Origin of the sequence: Candidatus Chloroploca sp. Khr17, assembly GCF_004138165.1 — a bacterium.
GTDB lineage: Bacteria > Chloroflexota > Chloroflexia > Chloroflexales > Chloroflexaceae > Chloroploca.
The window spans coordinates 1-25,140 of sequence record NZ_RYFF01000067.1; the positions used below are offsets into that span (position 1 = coordinate 1).

Here is a 25,140-nt window from a genome sequence, read left to right on the forward strand (position 1 = left end):
AAGGTCAGGCTGCGCACCTCGGCGAGGTTGCTGAGCTGTTCCAGGCGGCCCTGACGACGCTGCTGCTGCTCGGTCTGCGTACAGGCACAGCGGATCAGTTTGGCGAAGCGCGGATGGCCGTAGGGCGCATCGGCGACCATGTAGCCGGCCCCACGGCACGTTGGGCACACATCGGGCGGCAGCGGTGGCGGCTCCATCGTGGTTTCGGCCTGGTATTGGGTCACAGCCAGCGTCGCTCGCGCGGCGGCGATGATCCCGATCAGGTTGCGGGTCGGCTCATCCGGTTCGCCGGGCGGTAACGCTTGCTCAGCCGCCTGGAGCCGCGCTGCGACGCCGTTCGTCCGGCCGGCAACCAGGGCCAGGGTGGCCGACTTCACCCACAACGAGGGTCGGGCGTCGAGCACTGTTGTGGGTAATGCCCATAGCCAGTCGAGGATGGCGTTCACGTTGCCGCGCACGTGGAGGGGCATCTCCTTGTGCTCAATCAGCCGCTCGGCGCGCGCGACATCGTCGGCGGCGGCGGCATAGTGAAACGCCTCAGCCGGCAGGCCGTGCTCTTCAAACCACCGGCTGGCGCGGATCTGATACTCAGCGACCGGCTCGGGCGGGTGGCGCTGCCCCAGCCGCTTGCGGAGCAGATCGCGAAACAGGTGGTGGTAGCGGTACCAGTGCCGCTCGCGATCGAGGGGCACGATGAAGAGGTTGGCGTGTTCGATAGCCTCCAGGATCGTCTGCCCGGATCCGGCGGGTTCATCCAGTACGGCATCGCACAGAGAACCGCACATGCGATCGAGGATCGCCGTACGGAGCAAGAAGTGCTGCATCGGTTCAGGCTGGCGCTGCAAAACCTCCTCCACCAGATAATCGAGCACGAACTGATGGCTGCCGGTGAACGCGGCGATGAATTCGGCGGAGTCGGGCTGCCCCTGGAGCGAGAGGGCGGCCAGGTGCAGGCCGGTGATCCAGCCTTCGGTGCGTGCATCGAGCACGGCAATGGCGTCGTCGGCGAGATCCAGGCCCATCACCCGGTTGAGATACTCGGTGGCTTCGGTGGGCGTGAAGCGCAGATCGGCGGCGCGCAGTTCGCTTAACTCGTGACGGGCACGGTAGCGGGCCAGGGGGATGTTCGGATCCTCGCGAGTGGCGATCACCAGGTGCAGATGGGGCGGCAGGCGATCGAGCAGGAATGTGAGCGCCTGGTCAACCGGAGCCGCCGCGATTGTGTGGTAGTCGTCGAGGACGAGGATAAGATCGTGAGGGATCGCGGCGATCGCGTTAAGCAGGTTGGTCAACAGTGTCTCGGCCGGCGGCGGCTGTTGTGAGGCGAGCAGGGCCGGCATCTCTCCGCCAAGCTGTGGCGCACACGTCTGTAAGGCGGCGACGAGGTAGGCCAGGAAACGGCTGAGGTCGCTATCGGCCTCATCGAGCGACAGCCACGCGACCGGGCGATCGCAGCCGGACAGCCATGTGCTAAGGAGGGTCGTCTTCCCGAAGCCCGCCGGGGCCGAGACGAGTGTCAGTTTCCGCGCGAGGCCGGCGTTCAGGCGCACGATGAGCTGGTCGCGGTAAATGGCATCAGACCGCGGCGACGGGAGAAAGAGCTTTGTCGCAAGGAGTGACTCCGGCATGGTGTTATTATACGCAATTGCTCGGCGGCGGCGTACACCTCTGGCAGCGCACTGCCTTCGGCTACACCGTCGGGCCGGGGCTGTTGCTTGGCTACGGTATTCTGGCGCTCAGCGTCATCTCCTTCTGCATCGCCGAGGCCCAGGCGAGCGGCGCGCCGGTGGATTGGTTGCCTTCCCCGGATTGCGTTCCCCTGCTCTGCCTCCTCTGTCTCGCATCTTTCCCTTGCGCTGCACTGAGTCTCCACCGAGCGTCTGTTCCCTTCAAAAGGAACAGATGGGGATGTGGTGGGGATCTTGTGGGGAGGGAGTGGATAGTACAGCATAATCCTCCGAATAGCTCGGAAGAGGTATGACACGCGTCCACATAGCCAGTATGCTCTAAGTAATCGATGTCACTCATCGTAGCGTCATCAACAAGGAGCCGCAACGATGGCTACCACCCAGAAGCCGAATACACATACCAGGACCGCACGCGTCGTGGGGGCGTTGTTCCTGCTCGCGACGGTCACGTATATGACTGGCACGGGTCTGATCGAATCGCTGCTCACCGGATCGGACTATCTCCTGCATATCTATCCCAACCAAAGCCAGCTGATCGGCGGGGTACTCCTGCAGTTTGTCGATGCTGCTGCGGTTGTCGGGATTGGCGTACTGCTCGTTCCGATTGTGAAGCGACAGAGTGAGCCGATCGCGCTGGGCTATGTCGCCACCAGAATCCTCGAGTGTGTCTTCCTGGTCGTTGGGGGGATCGCGATCCTGGCGCTGATTGGCGTCAGCCAGGCGACGATCCAGGCCGGGGCGCCGGATACGGCCGCCCGTACCCTGGGCGCACTGCTTGTGGACGCACGCACGACGGCGTATCACATCGCCATGGCCGCGCTGGGTCTGGGGAGTCTGCCATTCTGTTACGTGCTCTACCGATCACGACTCATCCCGCGATGGCTGTCGCTCCTGGGCCTGATTGGTTACGCCGCGCTGCTGATCGGATCCGTGCTAGAGATCTTTGGGCAAGATTTGCAGCTTATCCATAATCTGCCGGGCGGCATCTTTGAGCTCATCCTCCCGATCTGGCTGATCGTGAAGGGCTTCAACCTATCAGTCAGCGGTTCCGATCCTGCCAACAGCGAGCGCAACGAGCGAACTGGAATGCCGATCTCACGCGCATAGGGCGATCAGGGCGCGCAGCGCGTGGTATGTGGCCGTGCGAGGTACAGGCTCATGGCACACAAACCCAACCCAACCGCCGATCCCGCGAGCCCGGTGATCTATCAAATCAGGATCCAGGGCCGGCTGGGCCAACAATGGAGCGACTGGCTTGACGGGATGGCTATCACGCCGACAGACAACGGCGATACCCTGGTCACCGGCTCGGTGATCGATCAGGCCGCGTTGCACGGACTGCTCAGAAAAGTGCGCGATCTCGGACTGCCGTTGCTCGCAGTCAATCGCATCCAACCCGGCCAGGCAGATAGTTGTGGAAAAGTGGTCATCGCGGTGGAGCATACGAGCAACTGACATTCTGAAAGGAGCAGACCCATGGAATCCAACACTGCGACGCTAGGGAGTGTCGAGCTGAAGCAGCACACCGATGACCGCTCACCACAGGCTATGGCCCGTTTTGCCGGACTGCTGTACATCGCCATTGCCGTCTTTGCGGGTATTGCCCAGGGCTATGTACCGGCCCAGCTGGTCGTGCCTGGGGATGCGGCTGCCACCGCGAACAATATCCTCGCTTCCAGTGCACTCTTCCGCATCGGCATCGCCAGCGAGCTGGCCACGCTGCTCTGCGAGGTGGCCCTCGTAATCCTGCTGTACATCCTCTTGCGGCCGGTGAGCAACACACTGGCTCTGATCGCGGCGGCCTTCCGGCTGACCATGACCGCAATTCATGGTGTCAACCTGCTCAGCCCTTTCGCCGTCCTACTCCTGCTCGGTGCTAGCCCGGCGGTCTTCGCAGGCGACCAACTGCACGCGCTAGTCGCGCTCTTGCTGAAGGTGCACAGCATCGGTTTCACAATCGGCATCGCCTTTTTCGTGCCCCACGTCTTTCTCGTCGGGTATCTGATCGTCAGGTCGGGCTACTTCCCCAGAGTCTTCGGCGGCCTGTTTCTGCTTGCTGGCTGTGGCTATTTCATCGACGTTGTGGCACGGCTCTTCCTGCCCGGCTACAGTGAAACGCCGGCGGCGCTCGCCCTTCCGATTATCATCGCCGAGATCGCCTTTCCGCTGTGGCTGCTCGTGAAGGGCGTGAACATCGAGCAGTGGAACAAACGCGCGCCGGCGCCTGCCTGAACGGAGCGCGGCGCACCCAACGGAATAATGAACAGTGGCGGAGACCGCGAGCAATCTGGCGACCTCACCCGAGGTCGCGGGGATGAGCGGCAAGCACGTTGTCACGTGCCGTGCTGTGCCTCCATCGCACGCGACCTATGATCAGGCATTAGTGCGCCGCCTGTGGGACCTCAGCGCACAGCTTGGCGGCCTCAATACGCTGCATACACCGTAGCTGGTCTAACGGAGCCTGCCATGCAGAACGAGCCAACCACATCGCGTGACCGCCGGGACCTGATCGTCTACTTTATCCTGGCCTATGCCATCTCCTGGTCGATCGGCATCCCGCTGGCCTTGGGCAAGCAGGGGCTTATTCCGGCCTTCCTGCCGCCGTGGACGCACTACCTGGTCGCGTTTGGCCCACTGCTCGCCGCCCTGCTGGTAACTGGGATCAGCCGTGGGCGCGTGGGGTTGCGTGAACTTGGTAGCCGCATGATCCGCTGGCGGGTTGGCCCGATCTGGTGGATCGCCGCACTCTCGCCACTGCTCATCGGGCTGGTGGTCGTAGTGATCCTGAATCGCATGATGGGCGCCGGGGTGACTCTCGCATCGCTGGGGGACGTGAGCTTCCTGCCGCCACTCGGGATCGTGGCGCTGGCGCTCTGGATCCTCACGTTCGGGATTGGCGAGGAGGCGGGCTGGCGCGGTTTCGCGCTGCCCCGCCTGCAGAAGGAGCACACGGCCCTCACGGCGACGTCGCTCCTGGCCGGCCTATGGGCGCTGTGGCATCTGCCGCAGTTCTTCTACCTGTTCGACCCGGCGATTGCGGTAGGATGGGCCATCGGCCTGTATGCGGGCGCGATCGTGTTCACCTGGCTCTATAACAGCGCCGATGGCAGCATCCTGATTGTGGCAGTCTGGCACGGCTGCTTTAACTTCATGAGCGCCTCGGATGCGGGCAACGGAATTCTTGCCGCCGTGGTCAGCACGCTGGTGATGATCTGGGCAGTGATCGTGGTCGTGGTCTTCAAGCCAAGAAATCTGGCACACGGTGAGCGGCAGGTTGTCTGAAGCTCTATAGTGAAGTTAGCTCTTCGCGATCCGTCAGGTCTCGTTTCTGCCGATCCTGATCAGCATGTGTTCTATAATGGCACCATGCTGACGCCAGTGCTCACAACGAAGCTGTTTATCCCGCCACCGCGGCCAAATGCGGTTCCCCGTGCACGCCTGATCGCGCGGCTTAACGAGGGGCTGTACCGCAAACTCACGCTGCTCTCTGCACCTGCCGGCTTCGGGAAGACCATGCTGCTCAGCCAGTGGCTGGCCGACTGCGCACGACCGGTTGCATGGCTTACGCTGGACAGTGCAGATAACGATCCCACGCTCTTCCTCACCTATCTTGTCGCTGCGCTGCAGACGGCTGTCCCAACGATTGGCGTTGAGGTCCTGGGGGCGCTTCAGGCCCGGCCGCATCCGCCTATCGAAACCTTGCTGTTCACCCTGCTCAACGAGATCGCGACGCTGCCGCAGCAGGCGATCCTCGTACTTGACGACCACCACGTTCTGGATGCCAGCGCTATCCACAAGACGGTCGCCTTTCTGGTCGAGCACCTGCCGCCACAGCTGCACCTGGTCATCGCCACCCGCGAGGATCCACCGCTTCCGCTGGCCCGCCTGCGCGCCCGTGATCAACTGTCCGAACTGCGCGTCGCCGACATGCGGTTTACGCCGTCTGAGGCGGCCACGTTTCTCAACCAGATCATGCACCTGAGCCTCGCCGCTGAGGACCTGAGCGCGCTCGAGCGCCGAACCGAAGGCTGGATTGCGGGGCTGCAACTGGCAGCGCTCTCGATGCGGGAGCGAGAGGACATTCCAGGCTTTGTTCGGGCATTCGCTGGCGACAACCGTTACGTCGTGGAGTACCTGACTGAAGAGGTTGTGCAGCGTCTGCCGGAGCATATTCAACGGTTCTTGCTCCAGACTGCGATCCTCGAGCGACTCTGCGCGCCGCTCTGTGATGCCGTATTGCACGATCCCGATTTACCCGGGCAAGCGACGCTTGAGTATCTCGAGCATGCCAACCTGTTCCTCGTCCCGCTGGACAGCGAGCGGCACTGGTACCGCTATCATCAACTTTTTGCGGATGTGCTGCGCCAGCAATTGTATCAGGGCCACGCGACGCGCTCTGGGGAGGCAGTGGGCGATGTCGCCGAACTCCACATCCGTGCGAGCGTCTGGTATGAGCAGCAGGGGCTGGAGCGTGAAGCCTTCCAGCACGCGGCTGCTGCCAACGATAGCGCACGGGTCGCCCGTCTGGCCGAGCAGTCGTGGCAGGGCATGGATCGCAGCTTCCAGTCAGCCATGTGGCTCGCCTGGGTGCGGCAGTTGCCGGATGCGGTGATCCGTGCCAGGCCGGTGCTGAGTACCCAGTATGCTTGGGCGCTGATGGACAACGGCGACCTGGACGGTTGCGAGGCCCGCCTACGCGATAGTGAACGCTGGTTGGAGAAGACGGGAGCTACAGCCGCACAGCCGCAAACTTCATCTGATGAGATGGTTGTCGTGGACAGGGAGCAATTTCAGGCGTTGCCAGCGATGATCCCATTTGCTCGTGCATACACTGCCCAAACGCGCGGCGATCTCGCGGCCGCCGCGCGGTACGCTGCGCTCGCTTTGAACCGTACTCCGGAATCGCACACGATCCTGCGCGCGCAGACCTCCGCACTCCTCGGGCTGATCACCTGGGCGAGCGGCGATCTGGAGGCAGCCTACCGCGCGTTTGCTGACTGGGTAGAGCAGATGCGCCAGGCAGGCAACCTGGAGCTTGCCCTGGTCGGCATCTTCGGCCTGATTGAGATTCGGGTTACTCAGGGCCGACTCCGCGATGCGGTCCGTGTGTATCGACAAGCACAGCAGCTGGGATTGGAGCAGGGGCCGATCACAGCCTATCTGGATATCAGCTACGCGCTGCTGTGCCTTGAGCTTGGTGATCGGGAAGCCGCCGCGCATTACCTGCAACAGAGTCGGCAGCTGGGAGCGCGGACCGCGCTCGTCGACTGGGCCTACCGCTGGTACATGGCGCAGGCCCGGCTCAAGGAGGCTGCCGAAGAATGGGACGCTGCGCTTGACCTGCTCGACGAGGCCAGGCGCCGGTATGTCAGAAATCCAGTGCCAGATCTCCGCCCCCTCGAGGCAGTCACCGCGCGGGTGTACCTCCGGCAGGGGCGTCTGGACCATGCGCTTGCCTGGGTTCGTGAGCGCGGTCTCGACGAAGGGGAGCAGCTTACCTTTCTGCGGGAGTACGAGTATCTGATGCTGGCCAGGGTACGGATCGTCGTCTATAGACGCGATCGTGACGCGCGCTCCCTGGTCGATGCCCTGGCGCTCCTGGCGCGCCTCCTGCAGGCGGCGGAAGCCGGTGCCAGGACTGGCAGCGTGATCGAGATCCTGGTGCTCCAGTCCCTCGCGCACGCGGCCCGCGACGACTTCCCGCAGGCACTCGTGCCGCTGAAGCGTGCGCTTACCCTTGCGGGTTCGGAGGGCTACGTCCAACTCTTTGTGGACGAGGGGCCGCCGATGGTACGGCTGCTCCCTGAAGCCCTCGCCAACGGGCTTGAGCCAACGTATGTGCGAAGGCTGCTGGCCGCATTTCCGCCTGCCGAGCCCGAGCAGCCGACCGCATTGCCCTTGAGTGATCCCGAAGCCACACTGGTTGACCCGCTCAGCGAGCGCGAACGTGAAGTGCTGCATCTCATCGCCGAAGGGCTGTCCAATCAGACCATCGCCGCCAGACTGTATCTCTCGGTGCATACGGTCAAGGTCCACGCCCGCAACATCTATGCGAAACTTGGCGTCACGAACCGCACTCAGGCGGTTGCGAGAGGCCGAGTGCTGGGGTTACTGTCGCGGGCATAACCGCACGCCTGGCCCTATCTGGTAGGGTTCATCGCTCAACGTCTGGCGCGGTACATCACCCCCTCCAGCAGTTTCGCAACTTGCTCAGGCGCCGGGAGCTGCCCCTGCAATTCGGTCGGCAAAGACGTGACAATCCGGTAGGTCGCCACGCCGATCGCTTTGTTCGACTCGCGTAGCGCATACTCGACGATCGTCTTGTCTTTCGATTTGCAGAGGATAATGCCGATCGATGGGTTCTCATCCGGCAGACGCACCAAATCATCGAGGGCAGCCAGATAGAATTGCATCTTGCCGACATACTCCGGCAGAAACTCACCAATCTTCAACTCGAGCGCCACCAGGCATTTGAGCCGGCGATGGTAGAGCATGAGATCGATGAAGTACTCGGTTTCGCCGATCTCAAGCCGATACTGGCTCCCAAGAAAGGCGAAGTTGCCGCCCATTTCGCGCAAGAACGGCTCCAGGATGACCAGGTTATGCGTCCAGCCAATTTCTCGCACCAATGGTGCGAGTTTCTCATCCCTCGCATACGTTTCATAGAAACGACGCATCCGCCACAGGTTTGCTATCGAGCCGCACGGATGCGCTGTTTCAGCTCGCCCAGCAGCGCCGTGTCGTGCATGGGTTCGATGGTGCTCATGATATTCTCGATTCCAACGTCGCAAGCGTGTCTCTGGCAGGCATGCCAGTGAGGCATATAGTACCATAAGAACAAATATGCTATAACTAAGGAGTGGAGCACGGCGTGGCGAGTTATGCTGCGACTTCTTGCCAGGGAACGTACCTCCGAGGAATAGTCGTTTTCGTGAATGAAATAGTGTACGTGCTCCCGAGATGATCGTGGAGGGCCAGCGCCAGAACCGTCAGCACGAGGCCGAAGACTACATAGGCCAGCAGGTTGAAGCGGATTTCGCGTTCGGTTTGAACCTGATCCTCGACGGTCTCCAGCGAGTCCTGGATTCCACCCGGTCCTGAGCTTGAGGCACGATTGGTGCCTTCGGCATAGGCGCTGGCACGATCACGAGCGATGATACGAACGATTGGATGCTCCTTGAGCCAGGCGGCGACGGTCTCAGCCTCGCGATCGTTGAGCAGCGCGTTCGTGCCCTGTCGCTCCAGATCAACGATGATGGTGCCTCAGCCCGCAGAATGCTGCTGTTGAGCAGATCCCGTTCTACACCTACGCTCTACGTTATCATGTGGTTCGGGTACTCGCGCATTGTGGACTCCCGCTACGTCCGCTTCCCGCGTCGGCGCGGTAACGTAACCTCGCGGTCAAGGATGACAAGCGGCGGCTCGCGCTCGCTCTCCACCTCGGCGAGTGCCGGCGGTAAGGCGCTCAGCACGCGCCCGAAGATCAGCATCGCCTGCCCCACGGCGAGCACTGCCACCAGCAGGGCTATCTCCAGCCCGACCGCCGGCAGCAACCAGTGAAGCAGCAAGGCGACGCCAATGCCCAACCCTAACAACAGTGCTAGTACAACCACAAAGATCAGGAGCATCAACAACAGAAGACTCATCGCATTTCACCCTTACTCGCGCAGCAGCGCGTCCAGCGTCTCGACTAGTCGCCGCTTACGCTTGTTCGTCGCCCGCAGCTGCTCGACCAAACCCCGCCACGCCGCGGCCTTCCCCTGTGCTACCCAGACGCGCCGCAGCTTGCGCAGGAAGAGCGCCGCCTCCTCGTATGCCGCCGGGCTAGTCTGCGCGATGCGCGCCTCGGCCAGCCCCTGCCAGATCGCCGCCGCCCGCTCAGGGTAGGCCCGCGCTATCGCGTCGGCCACGATGTCGGCGTTGATCGCGGCGTAGCGGGCCTGCTCGCGCTGATCGTACCAGCGCAGCACCTCGTCGGGACGCCCCTCGCTGATCGCCAGCTCGATCAGCAGCCCTAGCTGGGGGAACTGGAGCGGGTGGCGCCGCTCGGCGGGCGCGATGCCGGTCTCGGGGAGGGGCCAGGGCGGGATGACGGCGCCGCCGACGCTGCGTGCCTTCGGCTGCGGTGGATGGCCGGTCTCCAGGTAGTGCCGCGCCGCTGCACGCACCTCCGGGCCAACTCCTGCTCGCTCGGCGGCCGCCTCGAGCGCCCGTAGCGACGGGAGGGCAGGACCGTCGAAGAAGACCTCTGCGCGCAGCGCGGCCGCCATCGCCCAGTCGCCCGCCTCTTCACGCAGGTTGCGCAGCACCTCGCGCAGGGCGCTGGCGATGCCCGGGTACTGGCGTGCCGTCGCCGCGATGCCGGTGCGCGCCCACTGCTCGGCCTCGGCGCTACGCCCGGCGGCCAGCAGCTGCTCGACAACCCGCTGGTAGCTGCCCCCCGTGCGTGCCTCGCGCTCGCAGAGCGGGATGATCTCCGCTTCGCGCCCGGCCCGCTCGAACGCCAGGATCGCGAAGTCGGCCAGCCTTCGCCGCTGGTACTCACGATGGAAGTCGCCGTTCGACGCCGGGAGCTCTTCCAGGCGGTCGAGCAGCGCATCGGCCACCGTGCTCCAGGCATCCGGCGGATACGGCTCGTCGAGCACGTCCCGCGCACCGTCGCAGAGACCATAGTCGTCACGCAGCAGCGCATCGATCGCCCAGGTGAGCTGCTCGTCAGGCTCGAGCGATGAGGCCGGCAGCGCCGCAAAGACGACATCCAGGCACATGGCAACCGCCGCTGCCGTCTCGCCCTCGTCGCGGCTCTGCTCCACCTGGTTGATCCCGGCCTCCAGCAGGTGCTCGCCGAGGCTCAGAACCGCGTCGGCATGGCCCTGGTTGAGCAGGAGCTTGAGGCCATCGTAGACGGGGCCGTAGTCGGGCTCGTACCCGTCTCCATCCCAGCGGTTGCGCCAGCCAGGATCAGCGCTGGCGGCGACGATCCGACCCAGCACCTCGGCCTCGAGCTGGTCTGCGTCGTCGTTCGCCAGCATCTGGCGCACCGCAAGGGCATCGCGCACCTCAGGGAAGCGCTGCGCGAGGTCGAGCAGCAGCGCGACCAGCTCGGCCTGGGTATAGGCGGCGAGAAAGGCGTGGAGGGTCGACTCCTGGGCTGGCCCTGCGTCAGGCTGCGCGGGCTGCGCGGCCAGCGCTACCGTGGTGGCCGCCTGGCGCTCGAGCAGCACCAGGCGAGGGTCGCTCGCCAGGGCGATGGGTAAGGGCGACGCCTGATCGGGGCGGTTGAGGTAGGCCAGGGCTACGGCGATGGCGTGCTTGCAGGTGCCGCTGTAGGGGCAGGTGCAGTCCACAGCCAGCTGATCCGCACGCAGGTTCACCCGGGTCGCGTAGCGCTCGCTGCCATGCACCCACGCGACGAGCCCGCCCTCGGGGGTGGCGGCAAGCTCGCGCACTCGCCCCCGCAGCTCGTAGTCCTGCCCGCGCTTGAAGACTACCTCGCCGGCCCATGCGCGGAACTGCGAGAGCGCGATGCGCGCATCGCTGCTCGTCATCTCTGTCCTCCTGTACTAAGGTGGTAGTTGTCATCTACCCAACCGTAATGGACGCACGACCCTTGAACCTTTGACCCGGCAGAGGACTGCCTGCCGGAACCCCGAAGGCTCAGTTGGTGACATGCCAGCCGGTGCGCTACGGCGTCCGGGAGCGTGCCTGTACACATCTGTTCGTATTGTACGAGAAACAACGGCTTGATGCAACCTCGTGGGCGAAAGCCGGTAAGGCGGCAGCATCAACCCCACGAAACCAATCCCGCCACTCACCGTGACCAGCGTCCCGGTCAGCAGGGCGCAGAGCGCGAAGATCTGCTGGCGAAAGCGGCTCGTGTCAACTCCGAGCGTCGCCGCCGTCTCTTCGCCAACACTCAGCGCGTTGAGCGAACGCGCCTGCACGGTGAGATAGAGCGTGCCGAGCGCCAGCGCAAGCGCCAGCATGCCCAGATAGTCCCAACGGGCCCCACCCAACCCACCGAGCATCCAGAAGATGACACTCTTGACGAAACACCGAGCAGGTACGGGTCGGCGAGTGGATTGCGTACAAGGGCCTGCATCGTTGCGCCGATCACTGCCAGGCCCGCCCCAACCAGGCCGCCGAGCAACACCCGCGGAAAACGAAGTTCCCAGATGATGTTACGCTGAAACGCTTCCCAATCAGGCGTGACGAGCCCCGGCGCAAGCTCGTGGAGGGCGACGCGCCAGACCAGGTCCGGTGCGAGGGGCACCGGACCAATCATCACGGCCAGCGTCACCGAGAGCAACAACAGCAGGGACAGCCCACTCAGCAATGCGCCAACGCCGAGCCGCGACGTCGTGATGCGTTGGGCCAAAGCCGATGCCGGTGTCGTCGCTGCCTGGTTCACAGATGACACCGCGTAGCGTGCAAGGGCGACCATCCCCCGGTAGGCACGCCCTCACCGAATAGCTCGGGGTAGAGGGTTGCCGCCAGCAACTCGACCGCATCGGCGAGGCGCGGGCCGGGCCGCGAGAGAATGTCGCCATCAAGCGTGTAGACCCGCCCATCGCGCACCGCCTGCAGGTCGGCCCAACCAGGTCGTTCGCTGATGGCGGCAACGGTGAGGAACTCGCCATGACTGTCTGGCCCGAGGATCACCTGGGGATCACGTGCAAAGACGGTTTCTGGACTGTGCGAAGGCCCTGCCCTTGTGAGCGGGTTGGTCTGGACTGATTTTTTCAAGTCTTTTGTGCGACTTCTACTCTATTCCTCCCATACTCCTTTGCAGCTAACAACGCACTATCTACTGATCTCAAAATTTCACCACTATTCATCCCATGATGCGGATATGCTGCAACTCCTAGCGAAATCGTGATCGGTTTTAATCTTTTCGCATTATATTTAACTTCTAGATTTGATGTCGTTTGTCTCACATATTCTGCTCTTTTTTTTGTTACTTCCAACTCTGTCCTTGGCAAAACCAGCACAAATTCTTCACCTCCATATCGGCAAGCAATATCATATTCGCGCACACATTTGCTCAAATGATCACCTAATGCCATCAATACCGTATCACCAGCCGAGTGGCCAAGCTCATCGTTAAATTGCTTGAAATGATCAATATCCAGCATAATTATCCCAATTGAACTCCTTTGACTCTCTGCTTGTTTAATTTCTCGTATCAGTGTCTCATCCAAATATCGCCGATTATATAAGCCTGTCAGGTGATCACGAACAGATCGCTCTTGCAATTCAAATTCTCGCAATTTTAATTGCTCGGATTGATAATCTATGTGAGCCATATCTCGCTGTTGAATAATATTCGCCAGAATACCAAGCACTGACGACATAAATATATATACCAAAAAACTAGCCCAATTTACTGAAGCCATTGAAGATACATATATTGACACGAACACTAACCCAAGCCACTGAAACGCTGCCACTGCAATAGTAATTGCTGGCGGTAATAGCAAACTGGATAACAGAATGGATATTGTGACATACGTCAACGGAACAACATCACCCTGTATTACATTGGGATCAAATATCAGTGGGAACCATGAAGCCAGGATTGTGATCGCGATCGTCGATAGAGCCGACAAGTAGTACTTTCCTTTTTGATTAAATCTATAATTGAATGACATGATCAATATCAAGAATATAATCAATCCTTCATAGTTATTACCCCGATCTACATTTTCATAACTTGTAGTAAAAACCAGTATTAAAGTCAAAATTAATAGAACAATAATAAATCCCTGCAACCACTCCAGCATTCGAATTTGCCTGCTGGTCGGTTTAGATCGCAATAAGACGATCTCCTTTATTCGAATTGCTATTTCTTTCACCATCCTCAAACTACTCCAGTATTGCTCTTTCGTTCACTGCAAACCAACATAAAGAAGTAGACGGCGCTTCTGCCACCGAGACGGCCGTACCTGTGGTATGCCACGATTATACACCTGAATCGGCCCTGGATCGGCCTCACAAGGGTATGTAACAATTAGCCGCCAATCCCCGCCCTATCGCGCATTCACTCGGTAATGCCTGTTTCTGAGTCCTCTACGCCACCAGTGCCTGTTGCAAATCATCGAAGGAGGGTTTTCATGCTGAACGCTCCGCATCAGCCGTGCCACCGACAGATCAGGTCACGCGGGCCGATTTCGGCGTTGGCGGCGATGTAACTGGCAATGGCGCGCAGCCATTCGATCTGCGCGGGGGTGTACTCGCGGCCCTGGTTCTTTTCGCGCCCGATCCAGAGGTTGAAGCGTTGCTCGACCTTGGCGCTGAACGGCTCCAGGATCTGGTCAAGCCCGAGCGCGAAGCGTACCAAAACGATATCGGACTTCTGCTTGATGTCCTTCAATAGCTGGCGCAGCTTGGCATCGTCGAACCGCGCGCACGCGATGCCGGCTAGTTGCTCGGCCACAGCGTCACGTTCTGCTTCGCGGAACGCGGGGCCGTACTGAGCCTTGGCAAGCGCCTCGTGCTTGTCGGGGTCGAGGGCATCGAGCAGGGCATGCGCCAAGTCGCACAAGGGCGGGCCACCGGTCTGCTGGGCGACACGGACGCGGTCGTCGTCGTCGAGTTTACGGTCGAGCATCGCCAGTCGGCCAGCAAGACGAGAAAGCCCGTCGTCGTCGCGCCGGTCCTGGGCCACCTGGTCGATCAGCTTGGCGAAGCTCACATGATGATTGCGCTCCAGCGGCTGCGACGCATTCTTCTTGCCCTCGGTAACGCCGACCGCATCCACAACACCTCAGATTTGCCGTCGTCGTGCTATCATGGCGCTAACGAACTGGCGAACCGGAGGTAGATGATGGAACTCCCGTTTCCTGGCATGGATCCCTATCTCGAACAGCCTGGCCTGTGGCCGGATGTGCATACCCGGCTGATCACCACGAGCTGTGACGCGATCCAGGCGCAGATCGCACCGGGCTATGTCGCCCGGATCACTCCGTATATCGCCCTAGAGCAGATTGACATTGCAACGTCGCGCCGCGCAATCGTGCCTGATGTGGGCGTGTATGAGCGCGACCTTGCCGGCGTCAGTCCATTGGCAACGGCCATTACCGCCCCATCGTTGACCGGCACAGCGCTGGTGCAGATCCCCACCCGTTATGCGCGCATCGAGATCCGCACCGTACACGATGATACGCTGGTCACAGCCATTGAACTGCTTTCACCCGTCAATAAGCGCCCTGGTGCGGATGGGGCCGACGCCTATGAGCAGAAGCGCCAGGAATTGTTTCAAAGTGGTGTGCATCTGCTCGAAATTGATCTGCTGCGCGGCGGCAGACGCCCACAACTTGCGCCTTCCACCGTTCTCCCCACTGCCCCGTACTTCGTCTTCCTCAGCCGTGCCGAACGCTGGCCCGAGATCGCGATCTGGTCGTGCCCGCTTCAGGGTTCCCTCCCAACCGTGCCGGTGCCCCTGCGCCATCCCGATCCCGATGTGCCGTTACCACTGACTCAGGTGCTGCAACAGGTCTACCGCAACGCCCGCTACGATCTGCAGATCGACTACCGCGCCGCCCCGCCCCCGCCCGAGCTTGCCCCAGAAGCTGCGGTCTGGCTTGATGCACACCTGCGCGAGCAAGGACTACGGGCTTAGGGTCAGGGGTTAGGGGTCAGGGGTTAGGGGTCAGGGGTCAGGGGTTTAGGGGGCAGGGGGCAGGGGTCAGGGGTTTAGGGGGCAGGGGTCAGGCCGAGGCACGCGCCAGCCGAGGCGCACGGCCGCAGGCCCGGCGTATATGGCGCGTACTGCCGCGCTGCTCCAGGCTGCACGGAAGATGCAATCGCCCTAGCCGCTCAAGCGCGTGAAGGGCTCATATCCCAGCGCTGAAGCTGCTGGGCTTTACGCCCTATTTTCGTAATCAATGCTCCATCAGCGCGGTGAAGCTCTGCAGCGCCTCAACCGTCCGTGCCCCAGGCCAGGTCAACGCCATGCCATCACAGCGCATGATCCGCCCGTTGCGCACGGCGGGCACGTCCCCAAAGGGCGCAAACGGCTCCCGATCACGCTCGGTAAAGGGGTAAGGCTCGCTCGGTAGCAGGATCACCTCGGGCTGAAGGGCCAGAAAAGCGGCGAGTGCGGCACGCGGGTAGCGCCCGGGCAGTTGCAGTGCGAGGTTTTCAGCACCGCAGAGCCGGAGCAGGTCGCCCGCGTAGGTTTCGGCACCGACGGCCATCCAGGGGTCGCGCCAGATGAAGGCGAGCATTTTGCGCGGGCGTCGCCTGGGGTGCTGTTCGGCAGCCCGGATCGCGGTGCGCAGCGCCTCCAATCCCGGTGCGGCCTGGGCACCAACCCCCAGCACCGTTGCCAGAGCGGCGAGTTGCGCTGGCACATCGGCGACGCTGCGCATCGCGGTCACGTAGACATTGATCCCGGCGGCGGCGAGGGCCAGCACATCGCACTCGCGGTTCTCCTCCTGGTCGGCAAGCACCAGGTCGGGGCTCAGCGCCACGATCGCGCTACGGTCGGGGTTCTTGGTGCCGCGCAGCCGCGGCAGCCCGACCAGGGCCGCCGCTGGCTCGATACAATAGTCAGTCACGCCAACGACGCGCGCCCCGGCTCCAACGGTAAAGAGCCACTCGGTGAGACTTGGCACCAGCGAAACGATCCGCTGTGGTGAGCCGGCCAACGCAAGCCGGCGCTCAAGGGCATCCAGGATGATCATCAATACCTCAGCGGATGGTCTTTCCGTCCATCATCTCTACGCGAGATGGGTAAGACCCAATACTGTGCAAAGAAGCTCACGCGAAGCCGCGAAGCCGCGAAGTCTTGGCTCGAAAACCATCAGTCAGGCAAGAGTGGCGGTACCGCCACGGGCCGGTCGTCATCGCCGAGGGCCACCAGCACACACTCGGCCTGACACGCCAGCACCCGCTCGTCATGATCCATTGGCTCCCACCACAACTCAACCGCAATATGCATCGAACTCTCCCCAGTACGGACAAGACGCGCCACCAACTCGATGATCGAACCCTGGCGCACGGCGTGGTGAAAGCTCACCTCCCCGAAATGAACCGTCACCACCTTACGGCGGCACCAGCGCGTCGCACAGATAAAAGCGGCCTGATCGATCCAGGCGACCGCCTGCCCTCCAAAGAGTGTCCCGTAATGATTAGTATCGGCAGGAAAGATCGGAAAGACCATCCGTGTCTCGGCGCGATTTGGTTTCGCCATACTATGACCTCCTAAAACAGTGCGGGTGCAACAGGCGGGCCACCTGCTCGACCAGATCGACAACGCGCGGCGCTGGCCGCAGGCTCGCAGCGCGAGCATCAAGGATATGCACACGACCGTTACGCACCGCAGGGAGCGCATTCCACCATGCGGGGCGCTTCAAACTGAACCATGTGCGTCGGGCAGACTCGGTCGAATAGCCCCATGGCATCAGCAACAGCACATCAGGCTGGGCAGCACCAATCTGCTGCCAGTTTAACACAAAGGATGGCCGATCCTCACGGCCCAAAAGCTCGTGCCCTCCGGCACGGCGAACAAATGCCGGCGTCCAATCTCCCGCCGAACATGGCGGATCGAGCCACTCCAACGCCACGACACCGGGGCGCGGCGCTCCGGCGACGCGATCTTCGACACGTTCCATGCGCGCCCGCAACTGGTCGTTCAACACCCGACCGCGCTCGGGGAACCCGAGCGCCTCGGCAATGACCATCACGTCGGCGTGCCAGGGGTCTATGCCGCCGGCGATGCCACAACGCTGATGCAGCAGGCGATCGTCGCTGCCAGCGCAGGCATGGTTGCTGCCAGCATGATCAACCGGGCGCTGTTGCTCGAGGACTTCACGTAGATCCTAGCTTGCATCGCAACGATGACCCCAGAAAAGGCATCGTCACAAAAGCAAAGAGGCTATAAACCGTCGCCAGCGTGCGCCGCCGTTCGGGATCGTCCTACACTGCCCGGGGCTCGGCGAACTACTCTTTGGCGGTGCTCATCAGGAAGTGTTGGACTGACTATAACACCCGACCCCCCGCGGCGGCATCGTCATTTATGCATGGCAGGAATTGCCATCAGAACGTGAAGTCCGCTTGCCTGAACTGCTTAGTGCAAACCGCTACTTCTGGCAGGCCGATTTACGTAGTTTTTGCGATGCGGTCACCCCAGCCCATCGTTAGACTTTGAAGCACTGTCTCATACAGAAACAGCCGATCTCGCTACATTTGCACGAAGCCATGGCTTCGCTGCGCGGCTTTTTACGTTACCGTTTTGGGAGAGGCGTGGAGAGCAGAGCCCTCCCCATCTACCCTTGCCTTGCGGGGGCCGGATGCCCCCGCCGCCCCCGCCGCGGGCAGCGTCGACAAGCGTAACTCGGTTACGAACCTTGTCTAAGGCCTCAGGAAGTGCGGTGGGAGCCAACCTCGTTAACGAAGGATGAAACTGTGGTAGTGCTCAAGAAAATTGGCAGCGGAGTGATCTTTGTCCTGGCCGTGCTCACCCTCCTGCTCTGTGTGTCTGGCATCATCGGATCCTGGTTCGCCAAGGCCTCTGTGGATGAGGCCTCTCTCGCGGCGATCGATCTGGTGTCCAGGTTGGTCGGGCTGGCCGGACAAGTTGTTGACGACCTCGACGACGGGCTTGCCGAGGCCGAGCAGAACGTGGTCGCCTTTCAGGCTGCGGTGGGGAGCCTGCGCAACGGCGAGGCTGCAGGGCCAGAGGCCGAACGCCTCCAACGTGCCCTCGGCGATGAGCTCCTGCCGAGCCTTGAACGGCTCTCCACCACGGCGGAGGGGCTGCACACAGGGCTGGAAGGCTTCAACGCGGCCGTGACCCAGCTCAACACACTACCCTTCGTCAGCCTGCCCATCGCCGAAGATGATCTGGCGACGATCAGTCAGCGCATCGCCGAGGCGGGGGCGTGGGCCGACGATTTGCGGGCCGATATCGCGAGCAGTGATGGCTCGCGCCTGCTGGCGTTAAGCCAGCGGTTGGCCGAGCGTCTCACAGAGTCGCGGTCATCTCTAGGGGCGACGAGGGAGCAGCTCACGTCGACTCAGACCGACCTGGCCAATCTTCACCAACAGCTCACCTTCTGGTCGACTGTTGGCACCGGGGCCTGAACGCCCTGCTCCTCCTGTTCGCGGCGGGGCAGGCGAGTCTCGCTGCACGTGCGTGGGCCTGGATGTGGGCCACGACGGGGCAGCGAGGAGCAAATCAAGCTGTTCCTCGGCGCCGGTAGGGTGCCCGGCCAGGCGCGCTACCGTGGCTCTTCAACATCGGCTTCACGTAGGCGGCTTCTGGCCGGCGCTCTTCGGTGCGCTCGTGGTCAGTGTCGTCTCGTTGCTGCTCTCGATTTTCCTGCCCGATGACAGTACGGAACCCGCCTAACCGCACGCCCTCATTAGTCTGTCAACGAAGTTTGCTGATCCTTCGCGCCCTGGGTGCGCGGGCGTCCCGCCCGTTGGTGCTCGCGAAGCGGGCGGGACGCCCGCGTACCCAGGAAGATCGGAAAATTAGGTTACAGACTACTCATGGTGTTACAGTACATGATCCGCTCTGCGCCTGATGCCGTGGGGCTGATGGTTTTGCAGTACATGATCCGCTATCCGCCCGATGCCGTGGGGCTGATGGTCTTTCAGGAAATAATCCGCTCTGCGCCTGATGCCGTGGGGCTGAAGCCCTCGGCTAGGGGAAGCGAAGCCCACCTTCGTGGGCTAGACCGGATTCATTGCTGGAAGACCATAAGCCCTCGGCGAGGGGAAGCGAAGCCCGCCTTCGTGGGCTAGACCGGATTCATTGCTGGAAGACCACGGCCCCGCGCCCCAGCGCCCCGCTCGCGGCGAGAGCGACGGTGAGCCAGACGGGCGTGAGATCCGAGCGATCACACATCGGCTTGTCGCTGATCACGCGGGGCCTCCTTGAACATGCGCGGCTACCCAGTGGCCGGGTTTCGTGCGCGGCTCGGCTCTGAGCATCGGTGTGCGAGCACCAGCGTAGCACACCAACTTCCCGGCCGCGATGGGTGCAGGCCCCTATACGAGTCGGGAAGCGTGGATGCTATGCTTATCCCACACGGCATACGGTACCAACACACGGAGGGATGACGATGACCTACGAGACGATCATGCGGCGGCTGCTCGGCCTGGCCTGTCTGCTGGCCCCGGCGCTCCAGGTGCTGAGCGCGCTGCTCTACCTGGCGGGCAACCTGGCCTGGGAGGCGGTGGTGGGCATGTACGCCTGGACTTTCACTGTGGCGATGTACCAGGGTGTGGCGATGACGATCGGGCGCAGCAAGCCGGTCTACGGCGCGGTCGTGGCCGTGATCGGCTTTCTTAACGCCGTCGGCGTCGCGGCCTACACGATGCGTATGGCCGGCCTGATGATGGTGGAACTGGGGCTGTTCGAGAGCCAGGCGCAGATCTTTGCTGCACCCAGTGTGGTACCCGCGTTCAACGCCTATGGCCTGCTCGGCCTGTTCGGGGCGCTGACGCCGGCCATCTGCGCGGTCGGCCTGCTCCAGGCCCGCGCCATCCCGGCTTGGGCGGCGGGGGCGCTGATTGTCAGCACCGTCAGCTTTCTGCTGGCCCAGGTCCGCGAGGTTGCCTACAGCGTCACCTACCCGCTCTACGGGCTGCTGATGCTGGCCGGCTTCGCGCCGGTGGGGCTGGCGCTGCTGCGCGGCGAGCCCGGCGCCCTGAGCGCGACGCAGGTGCGAGCGGAGCGTGTCTAGCAGCCTGATCACCCGGCTCCGAGAGGGCTTCATCGTCACAGGGGGGTGGGGGTGTGCTATGCTTGGCTCACACCCCCCTCCACATTTGTACATACAACGAGACCTCACGCCTGCAGAGTAAGTGGACAGGAGGTACCAATGCTCGAGAACCGCTCCGCGATCGCTCCGCCGCTCATCAGCGCCGCGTTGCTGGCACTGCTCCTCGTCCTGAGCCTGGTGCTCGGCACGTTGACACCCCCCAGTTCAATCCCGGCGCTGCGCACCTCGCCGCACCCGTTGCTCGCGCCGCTGGCCATCGCCGAGCGTGCTGCACCCGTCCCAAGCCACGCGCCGCTCGCCCCATCCCCGCTCGCGCTACCGGCGAGGCTGCCATGAAGCTCCTCCACGTGCTCTCCATCCTCTGCGCCGTGGCGCTTGCCGCGTGCGCCAGCCCACCACAACCACCGGCCGACTACCTGCGCAACGCGCTGGACTGGATTGAGGCCCACGCCGTGCTCCACGACCGGGTCGCCGACTGGCCCGCGCTGCGCGCTGAGGCCATAGCATTGGCGCCCCAACCAGCCACCGCCGCCGACACCTACCCGGCCATCCGCCACGTGCTCGCGGCGCTCAACGCCGCAGGGGACGACAACGCCTTCCTACTCGACCCCGGCAATCTGGGCGCCAGCCAGCTCACCCACGGCTACAACGAGCTCAAGCGCGACGGCACTATCGTCTTCCTGGCGCCCGGCGGCCCGGCCGAGCGGGCCGGCCTGCGGCTCGGCGACCAGATCACCCATGTCAACGGCGTGCCCCACGCGGAGTATATCGCGGCGCGCACCAACCTGAGCTGGCGACCCATCGTCCAGCTGCGGGTGCAGCGCCCCGGCGAGGCCAACCCACGCGAAATCACCCTCGAGGCCGCAGAAATTGGCTACGAGGGGCGCCCACAGGGGCGGCCCATCGCCGTCGGCAACGCAACAGTCGGCTATCTCGATCTCCCGTGGGATTGGGGCTCGGCCCAGTACCCGACGCGGGCGCAGGCGGCCATCCGCGCCGCCGGCGAGGGCTCCGCTTGCGGCTGGATCATCGACCTGCGGCGCAACACCGGCGGTAACATGTGGAGCTTCCTGGCCGCCGCAGGCCCGATCCTTGGCCCCGGCGAGCTTGGCGGCTTCGTCGACCGAGACGGGCGGCACACGCCCTGGAGCTACCGTGACGGCGAAGTGCGCTGGGACGGCCAGCGCCGCGACGAGAGTACGGTGGAAGGGACGCTCGCCGTGGTCCCGGCGCGGCCGCTCGCGCTCCTGATCAGCCCCGCCACCACGCAGGGCGCGGAGACGGCGCTGGTGGCGTTCATCGGCCGCCCCGACACCCGCCTCTTCGGCGAGCCGACCTACGGCCTGCCGCTGCTGGTCGATCACACGCCGCTGAGCGACGGCGCCGAGCTGTTCGTCAGCGGCGCGCGCTCCTACAATCGCGGCGGCGCGCTCTACGACGGGCCGATCGCGCCCGACGAGCTGGTGGCGACCGACTGGCTGCGCTTTGGCGCCGACGACGACCCGGTGATCAGCGCAGCCCTGGCCTGGCTGGCGACAAGGCCGTCTTGCAGCCGCTAATAGCTTATACTATAGCTACCGTGCAGATTACCTATCACAGGCGGCGATACCATGACTTTTGCCGACAGGGAGACCACCCCGCGCATCGTGTCCGGCACCCGGACACGGCAGCTGCGTGGCGTCCCGCTTGCGCTGGCGCGCCTCACCTTGCTGCTGCTGACAGGCTGCGCGCTGCTCCTCTTCGCCGCTGGGATCGCCGTCCAGCTTACGGCTCCGTATGCCTATACCCCGCCGCTCGCCGCCGACATCGTGCGCGATGCTACCGGCGAGGTTGTGCTGCACCCCTGGAACGGTGGGGATGTCGCCGCCGCAGGCGTGCTCAGCGGCGATCGCCTGCTGGCGGTGAACGGCGTTCCGGTATCCCGTGCGCCGGAAGCACCACCGCCCGACCTCGTCGACGTCCCGCTTGGCGCGCCGATCGAGCTTGTCGTCCGCACGGGCCTGGCCGAGCCCCGGCCGGTGACCCTGATCGCCGGCGGGCCGCAGCTGCAGCCGCTTGCGCCGCTGGCCATCCCGGCGGGCGCGCCGCCAAAGGTGCAGTTGGCCATCGACGTCGCGGTCGCGCTGCTCGTCACCACGATTGCCGTGCTGATCGTCCGGCACCGCTCGGACGACCTGGCGGCGCTGCTGAGCGCCGCGACGCTGGTGGTCGTCTTCGTGGGCGGCCTCTCGTCGCCGGTGCAGGCGCTCTACGGCCTGGCGCCGCGCTGGGTGCCGCTCCTCGACCGCTGGTTCGGCGTGGCGTTCGTCTGCCTGCTCGCGTTCCTGCTCCTGTTCCCCGACGGACGCCCGGCGCCCCGCGCCTCGCTTGTCCTGCTCACGGGGACGGTGGCCTGGATGGCGGCCGCCAGTATGATCACGCCCGAGCTCTTCCCGTGGCGGATGCTGCCGACCGTCGAGTTGACCCTGATCTGCCTCGTTCTCGCCGCCGGGATCGGCGCGCAGATCTACCGCTTCCAGCGCGTCTCGGGGCCGGTCGAGCGCCAGCAGACGCGCTGGGTCGTGGCTGGCGCCGTGGCGGCGGGGCTGGGGCTCGCGCTCCACATGGCGGCGGGGCGAGCGCTCGACGGCGACTCCTACAGCGCAAGCCTGCTCTTCGCCACCGTCATCTACCCGGTGGTGCGCCTGCTCCAGGCCGCGCTGCCGCTCGCAATCGCCGCGGCAATCCTGCAGTACCGCCTCTACGACATCGACCTGCTCATCAACCGGACCCTGGCGCACGCTGGCCTGACGCTGGCGATCACCATGCTCTATCTGCTGATCGTCGCCGGTACCGCATCGCTGAGCCTGGATCGGCGCGGAGGGTTGCTCAGCCTGCTGCTGGCCACGGCCGCCTCGGCAGTGCTGATCCGCCCGCTCCACCGGCGCATTCGCGCCGGCGTGGATCGGGTGGTGCCAGTGCCGCAGCGCTCGCTACCGGTGGAAACGAACGACCACCCACGACCGGTAGCGGGCGGATCCCGACGGGCGTGGCTGGCATGGACGCTGCTACTCACCACGTCGGGCGTTTCGCTGTTCGGCTTCGGCTGGCTACACCTCGCCGGCTGTGGCCCCGTGCTCGACGCGCAAAGCTACTCCGGGTGGCTGGTCGCGCTCGCCTACGCCGGGATCGGCTTTCTGATCGTGCGCGCCCAGCCAGCCAGCCGGATCGGTTGGCTGTTTCTCGCAGCGAGCCCCCTGGCGACCTACTTCAGCGGCGCGTTTGTCCTGTGCGCCGGTGCCGGTATTATCCCACCGCTGGGGCTTGCGCCGCTCACCTGGATCCATTTCGTCCTGTTCAACCTCTACGGCCTCGCAGTCTACATCCTCATCCCGCTCTGGTTCCCCGACGGGCGCGACCTGAGCCCGGCCTGGCGCACCCTCACCCGCGTCCTGCTGGGTTTGATCGCCCTCACGGTGGCGGGGAAGGCCGTGGCGCCTGAGCTGCTTGAGCCAGGGATGCCGGACCGCTACGCCAACCCGCTCGGGGTGGACTGGTTGCCGCCCTGGTGGAGCACCTTCTTCGCTCAGGCGAACATCCTGCTGCTGCTGAGCGGGGTGATGCTCGGCGGTGCTGCGATCGTCACCAGGCTGTGGCGCGCGACCGGCGTGGAGCAGCAGCAGCTCAAGTGGCTGAGCTACTACTTCGTGGTCGCGATCGGAGTCCAGATCCTGATCTTCGAGCTACCCGGGGTGCTCTGGCGCCCGGAGATCTTCCAGAGCGTCTGGTACCTGCCGGTCGCGATGAGCCTGCAGGTCGCTTACCCGCTGGTGGTCGGTGCGACGCTCTTCCGCTACCGGCTCTACGACATCGACCGGATTATCAACCGCACGCTAGTCTACGGCGGGCTGAGCGCGGCGATCGTCGCGTGCTACGCGCTGATCGTCAGCGGGCTGAGCGTCGTCTTCCACATGCAGCAGAGCTTCCTCAGCGCCGTGCTGGCGACGGGCGTGGTCGCGCTGCTGGCCCAGCCGCTGCGCGAGCGGCTGCAGAAGGGGGTGAACCGGCTGATGTTCGGCGAGCGTGACGAGCCCTATGCGGTGCTCTCGCAGCTGGGCCGGCAGCTGCAGCAGTCGGTGCTGCCCGAGCAGATCCTGCCGGCGACCGCCGAAACGATCTGCCAGACGCTGAAGCTTCCCTACGTCGCGATCAGCATTCAGCGCGGCGACGGCGAGCGGCAGGTGGTCGCCACCAGCGGGCGGCCCGCGCCGACCACGGCGGAGTGGCCGATGCAGTTCCGTGGTGAGCTGGTAGGCTGGCTGGCGGTCGCCCCGCGCTCGCCGGGCGAGGGGTTCGCCCCGGATGAGCGGCGCCTACTGGCCGACATCGCCAACCAGAGCGGCGCGGTGGCCGCCTCGGTGCGGCTCACCGCGGATCTCCAACGGGCGCGCGAGGCCCTCGTGCTGGCCCGCGAGGAAGAACGTCGGCGCATCCGGCGCGACCTGCACGACGAGCTGGGGCCGACCCTGGCCAGCCAGACGCTGCGCCTGGACGCGGCGATCGATCTGCCCTATGTGCTAGACTACCTTTGGACACCATGCTCCCAAAAACCCGTTGCATGCAGGGCGGTACGAGAGGATCGTTGTGATGACTACCCACAGCCCTGAACAGCCAGCTCCCGCCGCCGAAACGCTTGACACGGAAACCCCGGTACGGCCTCCGTCATCCTGGTCGGC

At 63.8% G+C, this 25,140-nt stretch carries 25 protein-coding genes and 1 pseudogene; 14 read left to right on the forward strand and 12 right to left on the reverse strand.

Annotated elements, in window-relative coordinates; all coding sequences use genetic code 11:
* A partial coding sequence (locus tag EKD05_RS22770) for an AAA family ATPase (protein ID WP_370374934.1) occupies window positions 1-1,628 on the reverse strand: 1,628 nt, incomplete at its 3' end.
* A gap of 429 nt (window positions 1,629-2,057) precedes the next feature.
* Here EKD05_RS22770 and EKD05_RS22775 point away from each other — a divergent pair.
* From EKD05_RS22775 to EKD05_RS22800, 6 genes are read left to right on the forward strand one after another with little or no spacing between them, the layout of a single operon-like run.
* On the forward strand, window positions 2,058-2,795 hold the full coding sequence (locus EKD05_RS22775) for a DUF4386 domain-containing protein (RefSeq protein WP_129677503.1): 738 nt from the start codon (window positions 2,058-2,060) through the stop codon (window positions 2,793-2,795).
* A 51-nt stretch (window positions 2,796-2,846) separates the two neighbouring features.
* Window positions 2,847-3,143: a hypothetical protein gene (locus EKD05_RS22780; RefSeq protein ID WP_129677505.1), complete on the forward strand. Its 297-nt coding sequence runs from the start codon at window positions 2,847-2,849 to the stop codon at window positions 3,141-3,143.
* 21 nt (window positions 3,144-3,164) lie between these two features.
* The gene (locus tag EKD05_RS22785) at window positions 3,165-3,920 is read left to right on the forward strand and encodes a DUF4386 domain-containing protein (RefSeq protein ID WP_129677507.1); all 756 of its coding nucleotides are present in this window, start codon (window positions 3,165-3,167) and stop codon (window positions 3,918-3,920) included.
* Between the two features lie 34 nt (window positions 3,921-3,954).
* Window positions 3,955-4,134 carry a hypothetical protein gene (locus EKD05_RS22790; protein WP_129677509.1) on the forward strand — a complete coding sequence of 60 codons (180 nt, stop codon included), beginning with the start codon at window positions 3,955-3,957 and terminating at the stop codon, window positions 4,132-4,134.
* Between the two features lie 20 nt (window positions 4,135-4,154).
* Window positions 4,155-4,970, forward strand: a complete 816-nt coding sequence (locus EKD05_RS22795; RefSeq protein ID WP_129677511.1) for a CPBP family intramembrane glutamic endopeptidase — start codon at window positions 4,155-4,157, stop codon at window positions 4,968-4,970.
* Window positions 4,971-4,979: 9 nt separating this feature from the next.
* The gene (locus EKD05_RS22800) at window positions 4,980-7,814 is read left to right on the forward strand and encodes a LuxR C-terminal-related transcriptional regulator (protein WP_205704054.1); all 2,835 of its coding nucleotides are present in this window, start codon (window positions 4,980-4,982) and stop codon (window positions 7,812-7,814) included.
* A gap of 35 nt (window positions 7,815-7,849) precedes the next feature.
* Here EKD05_RS22800 and EKD05_RS22805 read toward each other — a convergent pair.
* The 8 genes and pseudogenes from EKD05_RS22805 to EKD05_RS22840 form a co-directional block, all read right to left on the reverse strand.
* Window positions 7,850-8,386, reverse strand: a pseudogene (locus tag EKD05_RS22805) (PDDEXK nuclease domain-containing protein); the annotation flags it as partial.
* Window positions 8,387-9,046: 660 nt separating this feature from the next.
* Complete coding sequence (locus tag EKD05_RS22815) at window positions 9,047-9,334, reverse strand: hypothetical protein (protein ID WP_129677513.1); 288 nt, start codon at window positions 9,332-9,334, stop codon at window positions 9,047-9,049.
* Window positions 9,335-9,346: 12 nt separating this feature from the next.
* A complete protein-coding gene (locus tag EKD05_RS22820; RefSeq protein WP_129677515.1) occupies window positions 9,347-11,236 on the reverse strand; it encodes an SWIM zinc finger domain-containing protein in 1,890 nt (629 codons plus the stop codon).
* Window positions 11,237-11,266: 30 nt separating this feature from the next.
* Window positions 11,267-11,716 (reverse strand): iron chelate uptake ABC transporter family permease subunit, encoded by a 450-nt coding sequence (locus EKD05_RS26545; protein ID WP_205704056.1) that lies wholly within the window; start codon window positions 11,714-11,716, stop codon window positions 11,267-11,269.
* On the reverse strand, window positions 11,605-12,099 hold the full coding sequence (locus EKD05_RS26550; protein ID WP_240695901.1) for an iron chelate uptake ABC transporter family permease subunit: 495 nt from the start codon (window positions 12,097-12,099) through the stop codon (window positions 11,605-11,607). The genes EKD05_RS26545 and EKD05_RS26550 overlap by 112 nt, the downstream gene beginning before the upstream one ends.
* Window positions 12,096-12,434 (reverse strand): ABC transporter substrate-binding protein, encoded by a 339-nt coding sequence (locus EKD05_RS22830; protein ID WP_129677517.1) that lies wholly within the window; start codon window positions 12,432-12,434, stop codon window positions 12,096-12,098. Before EKD05_RS22830 ends, EKD05_RS26550 begins: the two co-directional genes overlap by 4 nt.
* Window positions 12,431-13,546, reverse strand: a complete 1,116-nt coding sequence (locus EKD05_RS22835; protein WP_129677519.1) for a GGDEF domain-containing protein — start codon at window positions 13,544-13,546, stop codon at window positions 12,431-12,433. The genes EKD05_RS22830 and EKD05_RS22835 overlap by 4 nt, the downstream gene beginning before the upstream one ends.
* Before the next feature lie 272 nt (window positions 13,547-13,818).
* Window positions 13,819-14,448 carry a type I restriction-modification enzyme R subunit C-terminal domain-containing protein gene (locus EKD05_RS22840; protein ID WP_129677521.1) on the reverse strand — a complete coding sequence of 210 codons (630 nt, stop codon included), beginning with the start codon at window positions 14,446-14,448 and terminating at the stop codon, window positions 13,819-13,821.
* Between the two features lie 66 nt (window positions 14,449-14,514).
* On the opposite strand from EKD05_RS22840, the gene EKD05_RS22845 reads away from it, so the two are divergent.
* Complete coding sequence (locus tag EKD05_RS22845) at window positions 14,515-15,309, forward strand: DUF4058 family protein (protein WP_129677541.1); 795 nt, start codon at window positions 14,515-14,517, stop codon at window positions 15,307-15,309.
* 262 nt (window positions 15,310-15,571) lie between these two features.
* Here EKD05_RS22845 and EKD05_RS22850 read toward each other — a convergent pair whose 3' ends face one another.
* The 3 genes from EKD05_RS22850 to EKD05_RS22860 all read right to left on the reverse strand — a co-directional run bounded on the left by EKD05_RS22850 (window position 15,572) and on the right by EKD05_RS22860 (window position 17,374).
* A complete protein-coding gene (locus EKD05_RS22850) occupies window positions 15,572-16,375 on the reverse strand; it encodes a helical backbone metal receptor (protein WP_129677523.1) in 804 nt (267 codons plus the stop codon).
* Window positions 16,376-16,494: 119 nt separating this feature from the next.
* Entirely contained in the window at window positions 16,495-16,884 is a 390-nt protein-coding gene (locus EKD05_RS22855; RefSeq protein ID WP_129677525.1) for an acyl-CoA thioesterase, read from the reverse strand.
* Window position 16,885: 1 nt separating this feature from the next.
* Window positions 16,886-17,374 carry an ABC transporter substrate-binding protein gene (locus EKD05_RS22860; protein WP_240695902.1) on the reverse strand — a complete coding sequence of 163 codons (489 nt, stop codon included), beginning with the start codon at window positions 17,372-17,374 and terminating at the stop codon, window positions 16,886-16,888.
* Between the two features lie 9 nt (window positions 17,375-17,383).
* Here EKD05_RS22860 and EKD05_RS27040 point away from each other — a divergent pair, with 9 nt between their 5' ends.
* The 7 genes from EKD05_RS27040 to EKD05_RS22890 all read left to right on the forward strand — a co-directional run bounded on the left by EKD05_RS27040 (window position 17,384) and on the right by EKD05_RS22890 (window position 25,071).
* A complete protein-coding gene (locus EKD05_RS27040) occupies window positions 17,384-17,509 on the forward strand; it encodes a hypothetical protein (protein ID WP_255427264.1) in 126 nt (41 codons plus the stop codon).
* A 589-nt stretch (window positions 17,510-18,098) separates the two neighbouring features.
* Window positions 18,099-18,776, forward strand: coding sequence for a hypothetical protein (locus EKD05_RS22870; protein WP_129677529.1), 678 nt, complete (start codon window positions 18,099-18,101; stop codon window positions 18,774-18,776).
* A 142-nt stretch (window positions 18,777-18,918) separates the two neighbouring features.
* Entirely contained in the window at window positions 18,919-19,044 is a 126-nt protein-coding gene (locus EKD05_RS27045) for a hypothetical protein (RefSeq protein WP_255427265.1), read from the forward strand.
* 718 nt (window positions 19,045-19,762) lie between these two features.
* On the forward strand, window positions 19,763-20,386 hold the full coding sequence (locus tag EKD05_RS22875; RefSeq protein WP_129677531.1) for a hypothetical protein: 624 nt from the start codon (window positions 19,763-19,765) through the stop codon (window positions 20,384-20,386).
* Between the two features lie 138 nt (window positions 20,387-20,524).
* On the forward strand, window positions 20,525-20,761 hold the full coding sequence (locus EKD05_RS22880; protein WP_129677533.1) for a hypothetical protein: 237 nt from the start codon (window positions 20,525-20,527) through the stop codon (window positions 20,759-20,761).
* A complete protein-coding gene (locus tag EKD05_RS22885) occupies window positions 20,758-21,984 on the forward strand; it encodes a S41 family peptidase (RefSeq protein ID WP_129677535.1) in 1,227 nt (408 codons plus the stop codon). The genes EKD05_RS22880 and EKD05_RS22885 overlap by 4 nt, the downstream gene beginning before the upstream one ends.
* 51 nt (window positions 21,985-22,035) lie before the next feature.
* The gene (locus EKD05_RS22890) at window positions 22,036-25,071 is read left to right on the forward strand and encodes a histidine kinase (RefSeq protein ID WP_129677537.1); all 3,036 of its coding nucleotides are present in this window, start codon (window positions 22,036-22,038) and stop codon (window positions 25,069-25,071) included.
* The last annotated feature ends 69 nt before the right edge of the window (window positions 25,072-25,140 follow it).